The organism is Jannaschia sp. R86511, from assembly GCF_042466345.1.
GTDB lineage: Bacteria > Actinomycetota > Actinomycetes > Actinomycetales > JBBAYJ01 > Aquipuribacter.
Map to the genome: position 1 here is coordinate 866,953 of NZ_JAXHCD010000001.1, position 17,017 is coordinate 883,969.

Sequence of the window (17,017 nt, forward strand, 5' to 3'; positions counted from 1 at the left end):
ACGCCGTGTGCCGTTGCGTCGTCCGGGTTCCGACGGCGTGTGCCGTTGCGTCGGTTCCGGGCACCGGTCTCGGCGCGCGCCCCGGCCCGGCGTACCCCACGGGCGGTCTCGCGTCGGCGTCGCCCGGACTAAGGCGTGAGATCGGTCAGCTGACGGAGCGGGTCGGCGTGTCGCCGTCGCCAGGCCGATCTCACTGGGTCACACGGGCGGCGCGGACGAGGGCGGCGCGGGCCGCAGGCCTCGGCGGCCGGCCCTCCGGGGTCGTCCGCGGCCAGAGGTCAGGTCGGTCTGATGACGGTTCCCGGCCGGCGTGTCGACGTCGTCGGGCCGATCTCGCGCGGTCGCGCGGGCGCGTCGCGGCGGCCCGGGACGCCCGGCAGGCCCGGGACGCCCCCACGCAACGAGGGAAGGCCCCCACCGGGTGGTGGGGGCCTTCCTCGTGGTGCGGGTGCGGGGTGGGTCAGCCGAGCTCGTCGGCCAGCTCGAGCAGGGCGGCCTCGAGGCCGTCCTCCACGTCGCTGTCACCGAGCTGGCGCGCGGTGGCGCGCAGGTTGTTCGCCGCGGCACGGGACTGCGGGCCCGTGCTGAAGCGCTCGGCGCGGTCGATGAACTTGGTCAGGTTGGCGTCGACGTTCGGTGCCAGCTCGTCCTGACGGTTGGCGGCGGACTGCCAGGCGCGCACCGTGGTGAAGGTGGCGGGCCAGGTCAGCTCCTCCTGGGCCTGGGCGTTGCTCTCGCCCGTGAGGACCTGCTTGGCCGCGGCGATCTCGACCTCGTTCAGGTGCTCGCTCTCGACGACGTCGAAGGAGTCGAAGCCCCGGCCGATCTCGTTGCCGTAGATGAAGCCGTCGTACCAGTAGATCGACCAGAAGCCGGCCAGCTGCAGGTTGGTGGCGCTCAGCGGGCCGCGGTCGAAGAAGGCGATCTCGGTCGGGTTGGCCGAGTCGGTGAAGTCGAACACGGACGCGCCGCCCTGGTACCAGGCCTGGACCATGATGTCGCGGCCCGGGACGGGGATCAGGTTGCCGTTGTGCGCGACGCAGTTCTCCAGCGTCGACTGCGGGGCCGGCAGCTTGTAGTAGCTGGCGAGCTCCATCGACGGACCGTCGTCGGTCTGCACGATGTCGAAGATGGCGTTGGCGCCCCACTCCGGCCGGTCGGTGGACAGGCAGCGGGCCGCGCCGCCGCCGCCCCACTCGTCGGTGAAGACGACCTTGGTGCCGTCGTTGTTGAACGTGGCCGAGTGCCAGTAGGCGAAGTTCGGGTCGGCGACCTCGTCCACGCGCTCCGGGTTCGCCGGGTCGGTGATGTCGATGAGGATGCCGTTGCCCTCGCAGGCGCCGGCCGCCAGGCCGATGGCCGGGTAGGCGGTGATGTCGTGGCAGGCGTCGGTGACCGGCGCCGGCGACCAGCTGCCGCCCGAGGGGTGGGTCGGCGCCGGCGGCGTGTTCTGCAGGCCGTCGACACGGCCGGTGGTCTCGTCGGCGAAGATCCGCGGGCCCCCGACGACCGCGCTGGTCTCCGGTGCGGCGATGGGCACCTTGATGACGTCGATGCGCCAGCGCGAGGGGTTCGCGCCGTCGGCGAGGCTGTTCTCGCAGCCGGCGAGCTCGGCGGCCGAGCGGACGCCGGCCGTGCCGGACACGTAGACGTACAGGTTCTCGGCGTCGTCCGGGTCCTCGACCAGGGTGTGGGTGTGCGAGCCGCGGCAGGTCTGCACGTTGGCGACCAGCTCGGGGGCGTCCAGGTCGCTGATGTCGAAGATGCGCACGCCGCGGAAGCGGTTCTCCGAGGTCACGCCGCCCGTGGTGCAGTCCAGCTTGGCGGCGGTGGTCTCGACCGACAGGAACAGCAGGTCGCCGAAGACGGACACGTCGTTCTGGCTGCCGGGGCAGAGCACGGACGTGGTCAGCGCGGGGGCGGCCGGGTCCGACACGTCGTAGACGTTGAAGCCGTTGTAGTTGCCGGACACGGCGTAGTCGTCGAAGAACGCGAGGTCGCTGTTGAAGTTCTCGAAGCCGGCCGGGCGGGGCTGGCTCGAGAGCTTCTCCAGGTTGGAGATCGCCTGGCCGGCGGTCTCGCCGGCCCCGGGGGCGAGGCCGACGCGCGGGTCGTCGTCGACCGAGGCGTTGGCGGCGGCGGGGAGCATGGCGGCGGCGATGACGCCGGCCCCCAGCATCGCGAGCGGACGGAGGCGGGGGAGTCGGGGACGGGAGACGGGGGATCGGGGTGGCCGGGCGGTGCCGTGGGCCATGAGGGTGCCCTCCTTCGGCGGTGCGGGGTCTGCACCGCTGTCGTCGAGGCGGTGCCGACCGGGGCACGGCGCGCGCCTGTGCACGCCGTCGGGCGGACCGCTGGTGGTGGGCCAAACGTATGTCGCGCGCCCCGCCAGCACCAGACCTTCCGTTCGGCCGGTTTCTGTGTGCACGATGGTCGCTCCTGAGCCCTCTCGACCGACAGATCGCCCATCTCCCCACGAATGGACCCTGACCCCGATGTCGCCCCGCCTCCTCCGCCCCGTGGTCGCTGCGGCCCTGGCCGTGTCCGTGCTCGCGCTGTCCGCCTGCTCCGACGGTGACGACGCCGCGGCCGCCCCGTCCCCGGAGCGCGCGCCCAACGTCGTGCAGCCCGGAGCACCCGGGGAGGACAGCGTGCGCCTGGACGCGACCGTCATGCCGAGCATCGCCCCCGTCGAGGCCACCGAGGCGGACGTGGCGTTCATGCAGGAGATGATCGGCCACCACGCGCAGGCCATCGTGATGACGGCGATGGTCGCCGACCGCTCCGACAACGAGCAGCTCGAGCTGTTCGTCGAGCGGATGGACATCACCCAGGTGTCGGAGATCGAGCAGATGCAGCAGTGGCTGGAGGACCAGGGGGCCGATGTCCCGGCCTGGGACCCGGTCTTCGGTGCCCAGGGCGGCCACTCCGACGGCATGATGATGATGGACGGCGACCTGATGCCGGGCATGGCCAGCGAGGCCGACATGGCCGAGCTCGAGGCCGCGTCGGGCGAGGAGTTCGACCGCCTGTTCATCGAGCTGATGACCCGCCACCACCAGGGGGCGATCACGATGGTGCAGGACCTGTTCGCCCAAGGGGGCGGCGAGGAGACCAAGGTCTTCCAGCTCGCCGGGCACATCGAGTCCGACCAGAACATCGAGATCGACCGGATGCAGGGGATGCTCGCCGAGCTGGACGCCTGAGCGGCCCCGGACGGAGCGCCTGACGCTCAGGCGAGGAGCAGCAGCACCGCCACCGCGGCCACCAGCCAGGTGGCCGCGCCCGCCCGCTCCAGGCGCGGGCGGCGGGCCACGGGCCGCAGCCGGCGCCAGCGCGCCGCCAGCACGACCGTGCCGAGGCACAGCAGCCACGCGGCCAGCCACCACAGCAGCACCGGCACCGTCCCCCACGGCGTGGTGAACGTGCCCAGCGTCAGCCCCAGGACGGCCTGGGCCAGCGCCGAGACCCCCGCCGTGCGGGTGGGGGCGGGACGGTCGTGGCCCGGACGCAGGTCGGCCACCACCAGCCACAGCAGCGCCAGGGGGAACGCGAGCGCCACCAGCAGCGGGCCCGCGACCCCCAGCAGCTCCAGGGCGCCGCTCACCGGTCGCCCTGCTCCCGGGCCAGCTCGGCGAGCAGGTCCAGGGCGCCCTCCGTCGTCGGGGTGTCGGTGTCGCTGAGCACGACCAGCCCCACGCCGGCCTCGCGGTCGACCCCGACGAACGCCGTCGAACCGCCCGTGGCGCCGTTGTGCCAGGTCAGGGTGCGTCCGTCGTGCTCGCTGGTGATCCAGAAACAGGCCGATCCGGTCGCCGTCCAGGTCGGCCCGGGGCTCCGTCGCCGCCACCCCGGGGGCGGTGCCGTCGAGCACGCCGCTCGCCAGCCGGGCCAGGTCGGGAGCCGTGGACCACGTGCCCACGCCGGCGGGCTGCCAGGCCTCGGCCAGCCACGGGGCCCGCGGCAGGCCCGAAGCCGCCCCGGGGTCGGCGCGGGGCGTGGGCAGGTCCTCGGCCCGGTCGACGACCACGGTGTCCGTCATGCCCAGCGGGGTCAGCACCCTGTCCTGGACCAGATCGGCGTAGCTGCGGCCCTGCGACGCGGCCAATGCGTGGCCCAGCAGCGCGGCCCCGTAGTTGGAGTAGGTGGGCTCGGCCCCGCCGGGCACGCCGTCCTCGCCCGCGCGCTCCAGCAGCCAGGGGGCCGAGCCGGTGTACGGGTCGCCGCCGAAGGGCACGACGAACGACCGGGCCAGCTGCCCGGGTGAGGTCACGAGCCGGGGCAGCCCGGAGCGGTGCGTCGCCAGCTCCTCCAGCGTGGCCGCACCCGTGCGGGCGAGCGGTCCGTCGGGGACCAGGTCGCCGACGGCGGAGTCGAGGTCCACCCGGCCGTCGGCGGCCAGGTCGGCGAGCAGGTGGCCGGTCAGCGGCTTCATCACCGAGCCGGTCTCGAACGAGGTGCCGGCCTCGACCGGGCGGCCGGAGCCCCGCGCCGTCCCCGCGGCGCCGGTCGTCACGGTGCTGCCGCCCGCCCCGTCCGGGGTGACGACGGCCACCGAGACGCCGTTCAGCCGGTCGCTGCCGACGGCGTCCACCAGCCGGTCCACCAGGGCGGCGTCGCCGCTGCGGGCCTCGCCCAGCCGGGCCGGTCGCGGGCCCAGGGTGACGGCGAGCACGACGGTCAGCGCGGTGGCGGCGGCCAGGGCCGCGACGACGAGCAGGAGGGGGCGGTTCACCGGGTGCACGCTCCGATCACGACGAGGAGGGGGACGACGCGTTCGGCCGGGACCTCGTGCCGGCCCCGGCCGCCCTGCCGGACCCAGCCGGTCGCGACCAGCTGGCGCAGGTGGTGGTAGGTCTGGCCGCTGCTGCCGGTGCCGGCGGCCTCGGTCAGCTCGGCGGCGCTGGAGCGGCCCCGGAGCAGCTCCTGCAGCAGCCGCAGCCGGACCGGGTGGCCCAGGGCCGCGACGACGGCCGCGGGGCCGTCCCAGTCCTGGGCGAGCAGGGCGTCGGCGTCCGCGGTCTGCTGCCACTGGGCGGCGGCGCCGTCCGGCAGGGTGACGTCACCGGTCCACAGCACGTGCGAGGCGCCGTCGCTGCGGGCCCGGGTGCCCTCCAGGGCCCAGAACGTCTCGGCCCAGCGGTCCTGGCCCGGCGCGTCGTCACCGGAGGCCACGTCGGGCGGCCCGGTGCGGGCGACCAGCCCCGCCACCTGCTCCTCGAGCACGGCGACCCGGCGTTCCAGCGCGGTGGGGGACGGCTCGGGCACGATGGCCTCCTGTTGGGAGATTACGTAGTTGCGGAATTACGCAGCAACCGTAGCAGGGGCGCGAGGGCAGGTGCCCGGCATGCGCATGGTGTCCGGTTCGTCGGGTACTGCGCCCTCGACCGCACGTGACGCACCATCCAGCAGGAGGTAGCCCCGTGAACCAGACGGTGCACGACACCACAGAGACTGCGAAGGACAAGGCCCGCGACGTCGGGTCGCAGGTGCAGGACCAGGCCCGCAGCCAGGTCGACGACCGCAGCACCCAGGCGGGCGAGCAGCTGCAGGGCAAGGCCGACGACCTGCACGCCGTGGGCGACCAGATGCGTGAGCGGGGCGACGACACGTTCGCCCAGGTCGCCGACCGGGTCGCGGGCTGGACCGAGGACGCCGCCCGCTACCTGCGCGAGGCCGACGCCGACCGGATGCTCGGCGACGTCGAGTCGTTCGCCCGGCGCCAGCCCTGGGCCGTCGCGGCGGGTGGGGCCCTGATCGGTTTCGCCGCGTCCCGGATCGTGCGGGCGGGCAGCGACCGGCGGCAGCAGTCGTCCTCGCTCGGCTACGGCTCCAGCTACGAGCCGCTGGAGCGCGACGTGGACCTGCGGGGCACGGACAGCGTGTCCGACGGCCGCTCCGCCGGGTTCGCCACGACGGGCGCCGCCACCGGGGCCGGCTACCTCACCGCCGACCCGCTGGGCTCCGACGTGCCGGCCACGGACCCGCTGACCGACGACCTGTCGGCCGGCGACAACGGCTTCGGCACCCCCGGCTACGGCACGCGTGCGTCGATCGCGCCGGAGCCGGGCCACGACACGCCGCCGGTGCCCGACGTCTCCCCGGTCCCGGACGTGGACCCGGTGCCCTCCAGTGACCCGTCGCCGCTGGGCGACCCGGTCCCCGACAGCCGGCCGGAGCCGTCCACCGGCTTCTACCGGCCCGCCGATGTCGACCGCTGACCCCTACGGCGGCCCGGTCGGGGCGACCGGCAACACCCGGGAGGAGCTGCACCAGGAGTCGTTCGGTGATCTGCTGAGCGGCCTGGCCACCGACATGTCGACCCTGGTCAAGCAGGAGATCGAGCTGGCCAAGGTCGAGACCACCGCCAAGGCCAAGGGCCTGGGCAAGGGTGTCGGCATGCTCGTCGGTGCCGGTGTCGTCGGCCTGCTGGCCCTGATGACCCTGACCACCCTGCTCGTCGTCGTCCTGGACGCGTTCCTCGAGCTGTGGCTCGCGGTGCTGATCGTCCTGGTGCTGTGGTCCGTCGTGGCCGCGGTGCTGGGTCTGCAGGGCAGGAAGAAGCTCCAGGACGCGGCCCCGCCCGTCCCCACCGAGACCGTCGAGACCGTGAAGGAGGACGTCGCATGGGCGAAGCACCCGACCAGCTCCGCGAGGACATAGAGGAGACCCGCGCCCGGATGGGCGAACGGGCCGAGGCGCTGGCCTACAAGGCCGACGTCCCCGCGCGCAGCAAGGACAAGGTCCACGACATGACCGACCGCATCAAGGAGAAGGTGACAGGCATGGGGCACAGCGTCTCCGGCACGAGCCACGACGCCGCCGGGTCCGTCAAGGACCGGGCGCACGTCGCCGGCGACAAGGTGGGCGACACCGCCCACCGGGCCAGGGGGCTCGCCGAGTCCAACCCGCTCGGCCTGGCCATCGGGGCCATCGCCGCCGGGTTCCTGGCCGGGCTGGCCGTACCGACCACCCGCGTCGAGCAGGAGAAGCTGGGCCCGATGGCCGAGCAGGCCCGGTCCATGGCCCAGCAGGTCGGCGAGGAGGTGGCCGACCGCGCGAAGAGCGCGGCCCACGCCGCCGAGGACGCCGTCAAGGAGGACGTCAGCGCCACCAGCTGACCTGTCCCGCACCACTTCAGGACCGCCCGTGACCCGACCAGGGTCACGGGCGGTCCTGCGTGGTCCTGGCAGGCACGGCGGGCCCCGGCGGCGGCCAGGGGCGTCGTCAGGTGCTGGTGCCGTCGCGGCCGGGTCGTGGGGACCGGTCGGCGGGACGGGTCAGCAGCTTGTGCGAGCCGTCGCACCAGGGCGCCCGCGCGGAGCGGCCGCAGCGGCACACCGCCACCGTCCGCCGTTCGGCCGTCACCTCACGACCGTCCTCGGTCACGACGACGACGTCGCCGCTCAGCAGCATCGGGCCGTCGGCGCACAGGCGGACACGGGTCGGGGGAGGTGTGCTCACCCCTGCCGGGTACCCGGTCCCGGCCGGAGCACGCCCACCCAGGTTTGCGACGGTCTCGGGCGGGCAGAGGCAGACCATGGACGTCACCCCCCGCGGGCCGCTGTCGGCCGCCCTGATCGACGCGCTGCACGGGCCGCTGGAGCCTCTCCCCGACCTGGTCCCGGCGGCCCACGACGCCGTCGCGGCCGTCGAGCCCGTCGGCGACGACCCGGCCGGGACCGGTTCGGCCCCGGGCGGTGACGTCGTCGGGTCCGAGGACGTCCAGCTGGCGCTGTACCTGATGTACGAGCTGCACTACGGCCTGGCCGGTGCCGACCCGCGCTGGGAGTGGGCGCCGGAGCTGCTGGCGGCCAGGGCGGTGCTGGAGGCCGCGTTCGAGGCGGACCTCCGCCGCCGCTTCGCCGGTCCCGTCCCCGACCGGCCCGTGGCGGAGGTGCTCTTCGAGCTGACCGCCGACGCCGCCCGGCCGGGGCCGGACAGCCTGGCCGTCCACGTCGCCCGCCGGGCCACGCGGGAGCAGGTCGCCGAGCTGCTGGTGCAGCGGTCGGTCTACCAGCTCAAGGAGGCCGACCCGCACACCTGGGGCATCCCGCGGCTGCGCGGCCGGCCCAAGGCGGCCCTGGTGGACATCCAGACCGACGAGTACGGCCAGGGCCGGGTCGAGCGGATGCACGCCACGCTGTTCGCCACCACGATGCGGGCCCTGGGGCTCGACGACCGTCCCAACGCCTACCTCGACGTGGTCGCGGCGCCGTCGCTGGCGTCGGTCAACGCCATCTCGATGTTCGGGCTGCACCGCCGCCTGGTCGGGGCGCTGTGCGGGCACCTGGCCGCGTTCGAGATGACGTCGTCGCTGCCCGCCGCGCGGTGGGCGCAGGGGCTGCGCCGGCTCGGGGTGGACGAGTCGGCCGTGGTGTTCTTCGACGAGCACGTCGAGGCCGACGCCGTCCACGAGCAGGTCGCCGCCCACGACCTGTGCGGCGGTCTGGTCGAGCAGGACCCGCTGACCCACGCCGACGTGCTGTGGGGGGCGGCGGCGTGCCTCGGGCTGGACGAGCTGGTCGGGGCCCGGGCCAGGGCGGCCTGGGCGGCGGACCGGAGCGCCCTGCGGACGGGCACCCCGGTCCCGGCGGGTCAGGCCTGAGCGCCGACCGGGGTCGGGTGCTCGTCCGGCCGTGACCGCCGTCGCGGCAGCAGGGCCACCACGACCGTGACGACCCCGACGGCGGCGGCGATGACGAGCGAGCCGACCGTTCCGGTCCCGAGCACCTGACCGGACTGCTGGGCCAGCACGAACACGCCCATGACGACGACGAACCAGCCGAAGCCGCGGCGCAGGGTGTCCGCCGGGATCCGCCCGGTCAGCGTGCCGCCGACCACGGAGCCCAGCACCGCGGCCGCGGTGACGGCGGCGGCCAGGGCCCAGTCGATCTGCACGCTGGCCAGGTACCCGCCCAGGCCCGCGAACGACTTGAGCCCGATGACCAGCAGCGAGGTGCCGACCGCGGCGCTCATCGGCAGCCCGCCCAGCAGCACCAGGGCCGGGACGACGAGGAACCCGCCGCCGGCGCCGACCATGCCGGTGACCAGGCCGACGACCCCGCCCTCGGCCAGGACGAGGCCGACACGCATGCCGCCCTCGCGCTCGGCCACGGCGCGGCGGCCGCGGATCATGGCGACGGCGGTGGCGAGCATCATGAGCGAGAACGCGATCAGCAGGACGGTGCCGGGGACGAACTCGGCCAGCCGGCCGCCGAGGTAGGCGCCGACCATGGCGGCGGCGCCGAACACCAGCCCGGTGCGCCAGCGGACCCGGTGGGCCAGGGCGTGCGGGACGAGCGCGGCGAGGCTGGTGACGCCGACGACCAGCAGCGAGGTGGCGATGGCTTCCTTGCTGTCCAGGCCGGCCACGTAGACCAGCAGGGGGACGGCCAGGATCGAGCCGCCGCCGCCGAGCAGGCCCAGCGACACCCCGACCGCCACGGCCAGCAGCAGCACCAGCCACAGGTTGCCGCCGAGCAGCTCCGCCACGGGGATCAGCCCCCGGTCGGGGCGGCGACCTGCCCCATGACGTCGCGGACGTCGTAGGTCCGCGACCGGTTGTAGGGCAGCTTCATGAGGACCGAGCCCATGAGGCAGCTGTTGGACAGCGCCGCGAACGTGAGCCCGGCGCCGACCGCACCGGCCAGCAGCTGGGCCCGCCGGACGAACAGGGACGTCACGACCGACGACAGGACCAGCGAGCCCGCGACGAGGCGGACCTGCCGCTCGAGCTCCCAGCGCTGGGCGCCGCGGCGGACCTCGCCGCCGGCCTGCTCCCAGGCCAGGACCCCACCGGACAGGACGCGGAGGTTGGGCAGGCCGACGCCGGCCAGGGCCTGCTCGGCCTGGGTGGCGCGGACCCCGGAGCGGCAGACCAGGACGACGTCCTCGTCCAGGTGCGCGCTCAGCTCCTCGCGGTGCTCCTTGAGGGTGTCCAGCGGCACGTTGTAGGCGCCGGGGATGTGCACGGTCTCGAACTCCGCGGGGGTGCGGACGTCCAGGACCCGGACCCGGCCGGCGGCGACGGCCTCCTTGAGTGCGACGGCGTCGGTGGTCCGGGTGGCGGTGGGGGTGCTCATGCGGTGGTCGTGCCCTTCGTGATCTGCAGGCCGGCGGCCTGCGCGTCGTCGTAGCTGTCGTCGATCAGCACCACGTCCCGGCCGGCGCGGTCGAGGACGCCCGCGGCGATCGAGGCGCGGTAGCCCGCGGCGCAGTGCACCCAGACCGGCTGGTCGGCGGGCACCTCGTCGAGGCGCCCCAGCAGGGCGTGCAGCGGGACGTGCTGCGACCCGGCCACCCAGCCGCCGGCCCGCTCGTCGTCGCGCCTGACGTCCAGGACCAGCGGGCCCCCGCCGTCGGCCGCGTCCCGGCGCCGGGCGGCGAGGTCGTCGAAGGTGACCCGCTCGAACGAGGCGAGGTCGTCGCCGCCGGCCCAGTCCTGCACCGTGCCGGTGGCGGCGGCGGCGGGTCGATCGATGCCGATCCGGACCAGGTCGCGCTGCGCCTCCTGGACGTCCTCGACAGTGGCCGCGAGCAGGGTCACCGGGGTGCCCCAGGGGATCAGCCAGCCCAGGTAGGTGATGAACGACCCGTCGGTGCCGAAGCTGAACGTGCCGCGGACGTGGCCGGCGGCGTAGGCGGTCCGGTCGCGCAGGTCGACGACCCACTCCCCGGCCTCGACCCGGCAACGCAGGTCGGCGGCGTCGGCGGGCACCGGGTGCGACAGGTCGACCGGGCCGGGAACGGCGGCGTTCGCCGGGCCCATGTGGGCGTAGTACGCCGGGTGCGCCGTCAGGGCGGCCAGCGTGGCCTCCACCCACTCGTCGACACCCTGCAGCAGGGCCGGGTTGTCGGTGCGCTGGCTGCCGATGGTCGCGGAGTCGCCCGACGTGGGCGTGGCCGCGCAGAAGCTGCCGAACCCGTGCGTGGGGTAGATGGCCGTGGCGTCGGGCAGCTCGTCCACCAGCCGGTGGGCCGAGGCGTGCTGGTGCCGGGCCAGGGTCTCCGCGTGCTCCTGACCGAGCAGGTCCGGGCGGCCGGTCGAGCCGTACAGCAGGGACCCGCCCGTGAACACCACCGACTGCTCATCCGGGGCGTCCGCGGCGGACACCGCGAACGACAGGTGGGTGAAGGTGTGCCCCGGGGTGGCCAGGACGCGGACGAGGAGGCCACCGGTACGGATCTCGTCACCGTCGCGCACCGGCGTGCGCTCGTAGGCGACCTCGTCCTCGGCGTTGACGCAGTACGCCGCGCCGGTCTGCTGCGCCAGGGCGTACCCGCCGGTGACGTAGTCGTTGTGGATGTGGGTCTCCAGGACGTGCGTCAGCCGCAGCCCCCGCTCGTCGAGCAGGGCGGTGACGCGGTCGGTGTCGCGCTGGGGGTCGACCACCACCGCGACCGAGCCGTCGGTCACGAGGTAGCTGCGGTCCCCGAGCGAGGGGGTGTCGATGGTGACGACGTCGAGCACGGGCGCTCCTGGGCTGGTGGGGGCGGACCCGCGGCTGCCGGCGCCGCGGCTGGTGGTGGGCGCGCTCACGGCCGGGCCCCGGTGGTCACGGGGTGGCCGGCCTCGCGCCACGCCCGGGTGCCGCCGCGCACCGACACGGCGTCCAGGCCGGCGGCGCGCAGGGTGTCGGTGGCGCCCTTGCTGCGGTTGCCGCTGGCGCAGACCACGTACACACGGGCGTCGGACGGGACCTCGGCGCTCCGTCCCCGCACCTGGGCCAGGGGGATGTTGACGGCGCCGGGCACGTGGCCGCCGACGTACTCGTCGGGCTCTCGGACGTCCACGACCACGGCGCCGGCGGTGTGCGCGGCGGCCAGGTCGGCCAGGTCGGTCTCGATGGTCATCGCTCGCTCCTCGGGGGCGGGGTGGGTTGCTGTCGACCAGGGTAACCTAGGTGTCCGTACATTTCATTCCCCGTCCTCGTCCGTACCGTGGGCCGGACGGGAGGACGCGTCGAGCAGAGCTGGAGGAGACCGGTGGCGGGATCAGAGCGAGGCGTCGAGCGACACGCGGACCGTCGGTCGCGGCGGGGGCCGGCGGCAAGGTCATGGCCGGGTGCGGTGCTGCTCGCCGGGCTGCTGCTCGGCGCCTGCGGCACGACCGGCCCGGACGCCGCCGACGGCGCCGGGGCGGAGGTCGCGCCCCCGACGGCCGAGGCCGGTGCGGCGGTGGGGGGCGCCGTCGGGCCGGAGCAGGCGATCGACCTGGCGTCGGACGGTGCCACCCTCGTGGACGTCCGCACGCCGGAGGAGTTCGCGGCCGGCCACGTCGACGGGGCGCTCAACGTCGACCTGCAGGCGCCCGACTTCCTCGAGCAGGTCCGGGCGCTGGACCCCGACGAGCCGTACGTCGTCTACTGCGCCACCGGCAACCGCTCGGCGCAGGCCGTGACCGCCATGACCGGGGAGGGCCTCGGCGAGCTGTACGACGCGGGCGGTTTCCAGGCGCTGGCCGACCCCGGGGCGCCGGTCGCGACCGGCTGAGTCGCGACCACGCTCGGGCCGCGGCGGGCCCCTACCGTTCCGGCACCGTCGCGGTCGGGTCGGCGGCCACCACCCGGCCCGACGCTGGTGACGTCATCAGGAAGGAGACCCCCGTGCTGGACCGGTTCAACGCCGCGCTCGACCTGCTCGAGCAGGCCGTCGCCACCGGTGGGCCCGTGGACGTCGCGGTGCTCGCCGGCCGTGCGGGGACCAGCGAGCACCACTTCCGGCGCACGTTCTCGGCGCTGGCGGGCATGCCGGTGGGGCACTACGCCCGACGCCGGCGCATGACCGTCGCGGCGGCCGACGTCCTGGCCGGCGAGGCGAGCCTGCTCGACGTGGCGGTCAGGCACGGCTACTCCTCCACCGAGGCGTTCAGCCGGGCCTTCCAGGCCGTGCACGGCGTCGGCGCCGGCGAGGCCCGCCGCACCAGGCCCCGCCTGGTGTCGCAGCCGCGGGTCTCCTTCCACCTCACCGTCGAAGGGAGCAGCAGCATCCACTACCGAATCGTCGACAGGCCGGCGTTCCGGGTCGTGGGCCTCAGGGCGCGCGTCCCCCTGGTCCACCTGGGCCGCAACCAGGTCATGGAGGACTTCGTCCGGGGTATCGCCCCCGCCGTCAGCGAGCAGGTCGGTGCCCTGTCCGACCAGGAGCCCCGGGGCGTCGTGTCCGTGACGGACGCCCTGGACGGCTCGCGCGCCGAGGGCACCGAGCTGGACTACTGGCACGCGGCGGTCACGTCGCAGCCGGCGCCGGACGGCCTCGACGAGCTCCACGTCCCGGCCGGGGAGTGGCTGGTGCTGACCAGCACCGGCGTCCCCTACCCCGAGGGCCTGCAGCTGATGTGGCGCGACGCCTACGCCGAGTGGTTCCCGGCCAACCCCTGGCGCACCCGGCCGGGGCCCGAGCTGCTGCGCACGCAGTGGCACGACGACGGCACGGCGGACGGGGAGCTGTGGCTCCCGGTCGAGCCCGAGGTCGACTGAGCAGCAGCGACCAGGCCCGCCTGGGTGCGGTGCACCGGGCGGGCCGCCGCTCAGTCCGCGACGTCGGGCAGGTGGGGCTGGTCGGTGGGGTAGATGCCGACCGCGAAGCCGTACACGGTGTCCCCGGAGCGGGGCAGGGCGTCGAACTCGCCCACCAGGGCCGCCATGCGCTCCCAGAACTCCCCGGCCTGCTCCTCGGACAACCGGGCGTGCCGGATGAAGCCCCACAGCCTGCGCTCGCGGAAGGCGGTGGCCGACTCCTGGGCGGCCACGTCGAAGTCGTTGAAGTCGGGCGGCAGGCCGTCCTGGCCGCCGTCCGCCCCGGCGGGCAGGTAGAACAGGCGGGCGGTCCGGCCGTAGAACCGCTCCTCGATCGCGCGGACGCGCCGGGTGCGCACGACCCGCAGCAGCCCGGCCCGGGTCAGCACCGTGACGTGGTGGGCGACGGTGCTCTTGGGGCGCCCGAGCGTGGCGGCCAGCTCGGTCACCGTGGCCGCGCGCTCGTGCAGCAGGCCGAGGAGCGTGGTGCGCAACGGGTTGCTGATGGCCCGGACCTGGTCCGCCGTGGTGAGCGCGAGCCGGTCCGCCAGCTCGTAGTCGGGGGGCGGGGGGTTGCTCGGCATGGCGCCGTCATACTACTGTCCCGGAACGTTCCATTTTGTTGGATCAATCCGAGGGGGTCTCGACCATGACCGACGTCGTGCTGTTCCACCACGTGCAGGGCCTCACCGAGGGCGTGGCGTCCTTCGCCGAGCGGCTGCGGGGGGCCGGGCACACCGTGACCACGCCGGACCTGTTCGACGGCCGCACCTTCGCCACCATCGAGGACGGCATGGCCCACGCCCGCGAGGTGGGCTTCGGGGTGCTGCTCGACCGCGGGGTGGCCGCGGCGCAGGACGTGACGTCCCCGGGCGTGGTCTACGCCGGCTTCTCGATGGGGGCGATGCCGGCCCAGCAGCTGGCCCAGACCCGGCCGGAGGCCGGCGGCGCCCTGCTGCTGCACGCCTGCCTGCCGGTGTCCGAGTTCGGTGCGTCGTGGCCCGCCGGGGTCCCGGTCCAGGTGCACGGCATGGCCGACGACCCGTTCTTCGCCGAGGAGGACGGCGACCTGGGGGCCGCCCGCGCCCTGGTCGCGTCGACCGCGGACGCGGAGCTGTTCCTGTACCCGGGGGAGCAGCACCTGTTCGCGGACTCGTCCCTGCCGTCCTACGTGCCGGAGGCGGCCGACCTCCTGCTGGAGCGGGTGCTCCGGTTCCTCGGCCAGGTGGCGGGGCCCGCTACCGGTCGGTGAGCACCAGCAGCACGCCGTCCCACAGCGACACCACGCGCGCGCAGCCCTCCGGCCCGCCGAACGGCGACGCCGCCACCGGGACCGTCACGGGAGGGACGACGGCGTGCAGGTGGCGCTCCACCTCGTGCCACAGCGCGGTGCCCACCAGGTCGGGGGCCACCTCGCTCAGCCGGCGGCCGACCTGCCGATAGGCGTCGGCGTGGGCGGCCGCCGCGTCGTTCAGGTGGGCCAGCACCGGCTCCACCGCGACGGACCCGTCGGGCCCCGGCCCCGCGAGGTCGACGAGCCACGCCGCGGGCTGGTCGAAGGCGTCCAGCACCGTCTGCACCGTCCCCGGCCCGGGGCCGGCGGCCGGCTGCCCGTCCGGCAGGGCGGCGTGGGCCAGCTCGCGCAGCCGGGGCCGGACCAGGTCGGCCCACTCGCGCAGGTGGCGGCGCTCGTCGTTGGTCAGCACCCCGCCCAGCGGCCAGGCCGCCGCGACCAGCAGCTGCGGGTCGTCGCCCGGCAGCGGCAGCACCACGAACGTGTCGTCGTAGCCGGCGGCGGCCAGGTCGGGCCACCGGTCGACCACGTCCTCGGCCTCGCCCGAGAACACCGGACGGGCCTGCTCCAGCGACTCCACCACCGGCAGCCGGCTGCCGCCGCGCAGCCGTCGCCACCGGGCCACCGTGGCGCCGTCGAGCCCCGCGTGGGACACCAGGTGCACATCGCCGCCGCGGTCGGCCACGTAGACGGCCACCCGTTCCGGCGGGGCCGTCGTCGGGCAGTACGCGGCGAGCACCGAGGCGGCGTCGCGGAGTGCGTGGGTGTGGGCCAGCGCCGGCCCGACCAGCAGCAGCTGCCGGCGCCGGTCCGGGCCCGCCCCGGGCTCCCGCGGCAGCTCCGCCCGGCCGGGCAGCGAGCCCGTCGGGGCCGTCGCAGACGTGCCCGGGGTCACCCGCTGGACCCGGTGGACCTCGTCGGCCGCGACCTCGACCAGGCGTCGGTTGCTCTCGCGGCTGGCGCTGCGCATCTGCTCGAAGGCCCGCTCGGCGGCGATGCCGTGCCGTTGCATCAGGATGCCCTTGGCCTGCTCGATGACCGCACGGTGCCGCATACCGGCCCGCAGCTGGTCGAGCTCCTGCCGGAGCGAGGTGACCGTGCGGCCGAGCACGGCGACCGCGCGCTGCGCGTCGGCCGGGCCGTCTGGAACAGGCGCCAACTGTGCGTCCCCACCAAGAGCCGCCGCCCCGGCGGCGGGCGTCGTGCGGTCCCGGTTGCTTGAGGACGTCGACGCGGCGGGCAGGACTGTACTGGACCCCGCGGCCCGGGCCCGCGTCCGGGTCCGCCGGCGGCGGGGTGACCGCGCGCGGATCACGTACCGTTGTGCGGGCCGGTCGCGGGAGCGGTCCACGCGCGCGACCGGTCCCGGTCGCACGGGCACGGGCGGGAGGTGGTGCGCATGAGCGGTTCGTCGGTACCCCGCACGCGGACGCCGCCCGGTGACGGCCCGCTGTGGTCGCGGGTCGAGGCCGACCTGCGCGCCCGGATCGAGGCGCGCGAGTTCCCGGACGTGTTCCCCGGGGAGCACGCGTTGGCCGCCGAGTACGGCATCAGCCGCCACACCGTGCGGGAGGCGCTGCGACGGCTCCGGCAGGAGGGCCTGGTGCTCGCCGAGCGGGGCCGACCGCCGCGGGTGGCCTCCGACGGCGTGATCCACCAGCCGCTGGGCGCGCTGTACAGCCTGTTCCGCTCGGTCGAGAACAGCGGCCGCACCCAGCGCAGCGTGGTGCGCGCCCTGGAGGTGCGGCGCGACCCCGAGGTGGCCGGGCTGCTGGGGCTGCCGGCGGACACCCTGCTGACCTACCTGGACCGGGTGCGGCTGGCCGACGACGAGCCCCTGGCCCTGGACCAGGTGTGGCTGCCGGCCGCCCGGACCCGGGGCCTGCTGGCGGCCGACCTCACCCACACCGCCCTGTACGACGAGCTGTGGACCCGGTGCGGGGTCGTGGTCGCGGGCAGCACCGAGGACATCCGCGCCGTCCTGGTCGACGACGACCGGGCCCACCTGCTGGGTGTCGACCTGCCGGCCGCGGCGCTGCTGGTCACCCGGACCGGGCTGGTGGCCGACGAGCCCTTCGAGCACCGCCGCACCCTGGTGCGCAGCGACGCGTTCGCGCTGACCGCGGAGTTCTCGGCCCGGGACGGCTACCAGCTGCTGCGCTCTGACCGGCGAGGCCGTCCGGCGGGCCCGCCCGGCTGAGGC

Annotated in this window: 19 protein-coding genes; 9 read left to right on the forward strand and 10 right to left on the reverse strand. The window is 75.2% G+C overall.

The genetic code is table 11. The features are described 5' to 3' along the window. Positions 1–460 precede the first annotated feature (460 nt). Positions 461–2,179, reverse strand: a complete 1,719-nt coding sequence (locus SJY06_RS04305) for an LVIVD repeat-containing protein (protein ID WP_380164974.1) — start codon at positions 2,177–2,179, stop codon at positions 461–463. Positions 2,180–2,495: 316 nt separating this feature from the next. On the opposite strand from SJY06_RS04305, the gene SJY06_RS04310 reads away from it, so the two are divergent. Beyond that, the gene (locus SJY06_RS04310; RefSeq protein WP_380164976.1) at positions 2,496–3,206 is read left to right on the forward strand and encodes a DUF305 domain-containing protein; all 711 of its coding nucleotides are present in this window, start codon (positions 2,496–2,498) and stop codon (positions 3,204–3,206) included. A gap of 26 nt (positions 3,207–3,232) precedes the next feature. Here SJY06_RS04310 and SJY06_RS04315 read toward each other — a convergent pair whose 3' ends face one another. Both SJY06_RS04315 and SJY06_RS04320 read right to left on the reverse strand, forming a co-directional pair. Beyond that, the gene (locus SJY06_RS04315; RefSeq protein WP_380164978.1) at positions 3,233–4,735 is read right to left on the reverse strand and encodes a serine hydrolase domain-containing protein; all 1,503 of its coding nucleotides are present in this window, start codon (positions 4,733–4,735) and stop codon (positions 3,233–3,235) included. After that, positions 4,732–5,268, reverse strand: a complete 537-nt coding sequence (locus tag SJY06_RS04320; RefSeq protein ID WP_380164980.1) for a helix-turn-helix domain-containing protein — start codon at positions 5,266–5,268, stop codon at positions 4,732–4,734. The genes SJY06_RS04315 and SJY06_RS04320 overlap by 4 nt, the downstream gene beginning before the upstream one ends. 155 nt (positions 5,269–5,423) lie before the next feature. Between SJY06_RS04320 and SJY06_RS04325 the strand changes: the two genes are divergently transcribed. Genes SJY06_RS04325 through SJY06_RS04335 form a run of 3 tightly spaced genes read left to right on the forward strand, consistent with a single transcriptional unit; the run spans position 5,424 to position 7,121 of the window. Beyond that, positions 5,424–6,221, forward strand: a complete 798-nt coding sequence (locus SJY06_RS04325) for a hypothetical protein (RefSeq protein WP_380164981.1) — start codon at positions 5,424–5,426, stop codon at positions 6,219–6,221. After that, complete coding sequence (locus tag SJY06_RS04330) at positions 6,208–6,663, forward strand: phage holin family protein (RefSeq protein ID WP_380164982.1); 456 nt, start codon at positions 6,208–6,210, stop codon at positions 6,661–6,663. The genes SJY06_RS04325 and SJY06_RS04330 overlap by 14 nt, the downstream gene beginning before the upstream one ends. After that, a complete protein-coding gene (locus SJY06_RS04335) occupies positions 6,627–7,121 on the forward strand; it encodes a DUF3618 domain-containing protein (protein WP_380164983.1) in 495 nt (164 codons plus the stop codon). The genes SJY06_RS04330 and SJY06_RS04335 overlap by 37 nt, the downstream gene beginning before the upstream one ends. A 106-nt stretch (positions 7,122–7,227) precedes the next feature. Here SJY06_RS04335 and SJY06_RS04340 read toward each other — a convergent pair whose 3' ends face one another. Beyond that, positions 7,228–7,464 carry a CDGSH iron-sulfur domain-containing protein gene (locus SJY06_RS04340; RefSeq protein ID WP_380164985.1) on the reverse strand — a complete coding sequence of 79 codons (237 nt, stop codon included), beginning with the start codon at positions 7,462–7,464 and terminating at the stop codon, positions 7,228–7,230. A gap of 76 nt (positions 7,465–7,540) precedes the next feature. On the opposite strand from SJY06_RS04340, the gene SJY06_RS04345 reads away from it, so the two are divergent. Further along, positions 7,541–8,608: an iron-containing redox enzyme family protein gene (locus SJY06_RS04345; RefSeq protein WP_380164987.1), complete on the forward strand. Its 1,068-nt coding sequence runs from the start codon at positions 7,541–7,543 to the stop codon at positions 8,606–8,608. On the opposite strand, the gene SJY06_RS04350 is transcribed toward SJY06_RS04345, so the two are convergent. Genes SJY06_RS04350 through SJY06_RS04365 form a run of 4 tightly spaced genes read right to left on the reverse strand, consistent with a single transcriptional unit; the run spans position 8,599 to position 11,856 of the window. Next, complete coding sequence (locus SJY06_RS04350; RefSeq protein ID WP_380164989.1) at positions 8,599–9,495, reverse strand: sulfite exporter TauE/SafE family protein; 897 nt, start codon at positions 9,493–9,495, stop codon at positions 8,599–8,601. The genes SJY06_RS04345 and SJY06_RS04350 overlap by 10 nt on opposite strands. Before the next feature lie 5 nt (positions 9,496–9,500). After that, positions 9,501–10,085: a rhodanese-like domain-containing protein gene (locus SJY06_RS04355; RefSeq protein WP_380164991.1), complete on the reverse strand. Its 585-nt coding sequence runs from the start codon at positions 10,083–10,085 to the stop codon at positions 9,501–9,503. Next, entirely contained in the window at positions 10,082–11,542 is a 1,461-nt protein-coding gene (locus SJY06_RS04360) for a rhodanese-like domain-containing protein (RefSeq protein WP_380164993.1), read from the reverse strand. The genes SJY06_RS04355 and SJY06_RS04360 overlap by 4 nt, the downstream gene beginning before the upstream one ends. Beyond that, the gene (locus tag SJY06_RS04365) at positions 11,539–11,856 is read right to left on the reverse strand and encodes a rhodanese-like domain-containing protein (protein ID WP_380164995.1); all 318 of its coding nucleotides are present in this window, start codon (positions 11,854–11,856) and stop codon (positions 11,539–11,541) included. Before SJY06_RS04365 ends, SJY06_RS04360 begins: the two co-directional genes overlap by 4 nt. Before the next feature lie 216 nt (positions 11,857–12,072). Here SJY06_RS04365 and SJY06_RS04370 point away from each other — a divergent pair, with 216 nt between their 5' ends. Both SJY06_RS04370 and SJY06_RS04375 read left to right on the forward strand, forming a co-directional pair. Further along, on the forward strand, positions 12,073–12,495 hold the full coding sequence (locus SJY06_RS04370; RefSeq protein WP_380164997.1) for a rhodanese-like domain-containing protein: 423 nt from the start codon (positions 12,073–12,075) through the stop codon (positions 12,493–12,495). Positions 12,496–12,608: 113 nt separating this feature from the next. Next, complete coding sequence (locus SJY06_RS04375; protein ID WP_380164999.1) at positions 12,609–13,481, forward strand: helix-turn-helix domain-containing protein; 873 nt, start codon at positions 12,609–12,611, stop codon at positions 13,479–13,481. Between the two features lie 50 nt (positions 13,482–13,531). On the opposite strand, the gene SJY06_RS04380 is transcribed toward SJY06_RS04375, so the two are convergent. Continuing rightward, positions 13,532–14,104 carry an ArsR/SmtB family transcription factor gene (locus tag SJY06_RS04380; protein WP_380165001.1) on the reverse strand — a complete coding sequence of 191 codons (573 nt, stop codon included), beginning with the start codon at positions 14,102–14,104 and terminating at the stop codon, positions 13,532–13,534. 65 nt (positions 14,105–14,169) lie between these two features. On the opposite strand from SJY06_RS04380, the gene SJY06_RS04385 reads away from it, so the two are divergent. Then, positions 14,170–14,772, forward strand: coding sequence for a dienelactone hydrolase family protein (locus SJY06_RS04385; protein ID WP_380165003.1), 603 nt, complete (start codon positions 14,170–14,172; stop codon positions 14,770–14,772). Here the strand turns inward: SJY06_RS04385 and SJY06_RS04390 are convergent. After that, on the reverse strand, positions 14,759–15,973 hold the full coding sequence (locus tag SJY06_RS04390) for an ANTAR domain-containing protein (protein WP_380165005.1): 1,215 nt from the start codon (positions 15,971–15,973) through the stop codon (positions 14,759–14,761). The two genes, SJY06_RS04385 and SJY06_RS04390, sit on opposite strands and share 14 nt — an antisense overlap. 240 nt (positions 15,974–16,213) lie before the next feature. Between SJY06_RS04390 and SJY06_RS04395 the strand changes: the two genes are divergently transcribed. Continuing rightward, positions 16,214–17,014: a GntR family transcriptional regulator gene (locus SJY06_RS04395; RefSeq protein ID WP_380165007.1), complete on the forward strand. Its 801-nt coding sequence runs from the start codon at positions 16,214–16,216 to the stop codon at positions 17,012–17,014. The last annotated feature ends 3 nt before the right edge of the window (positions 17,015–17,017 follow it).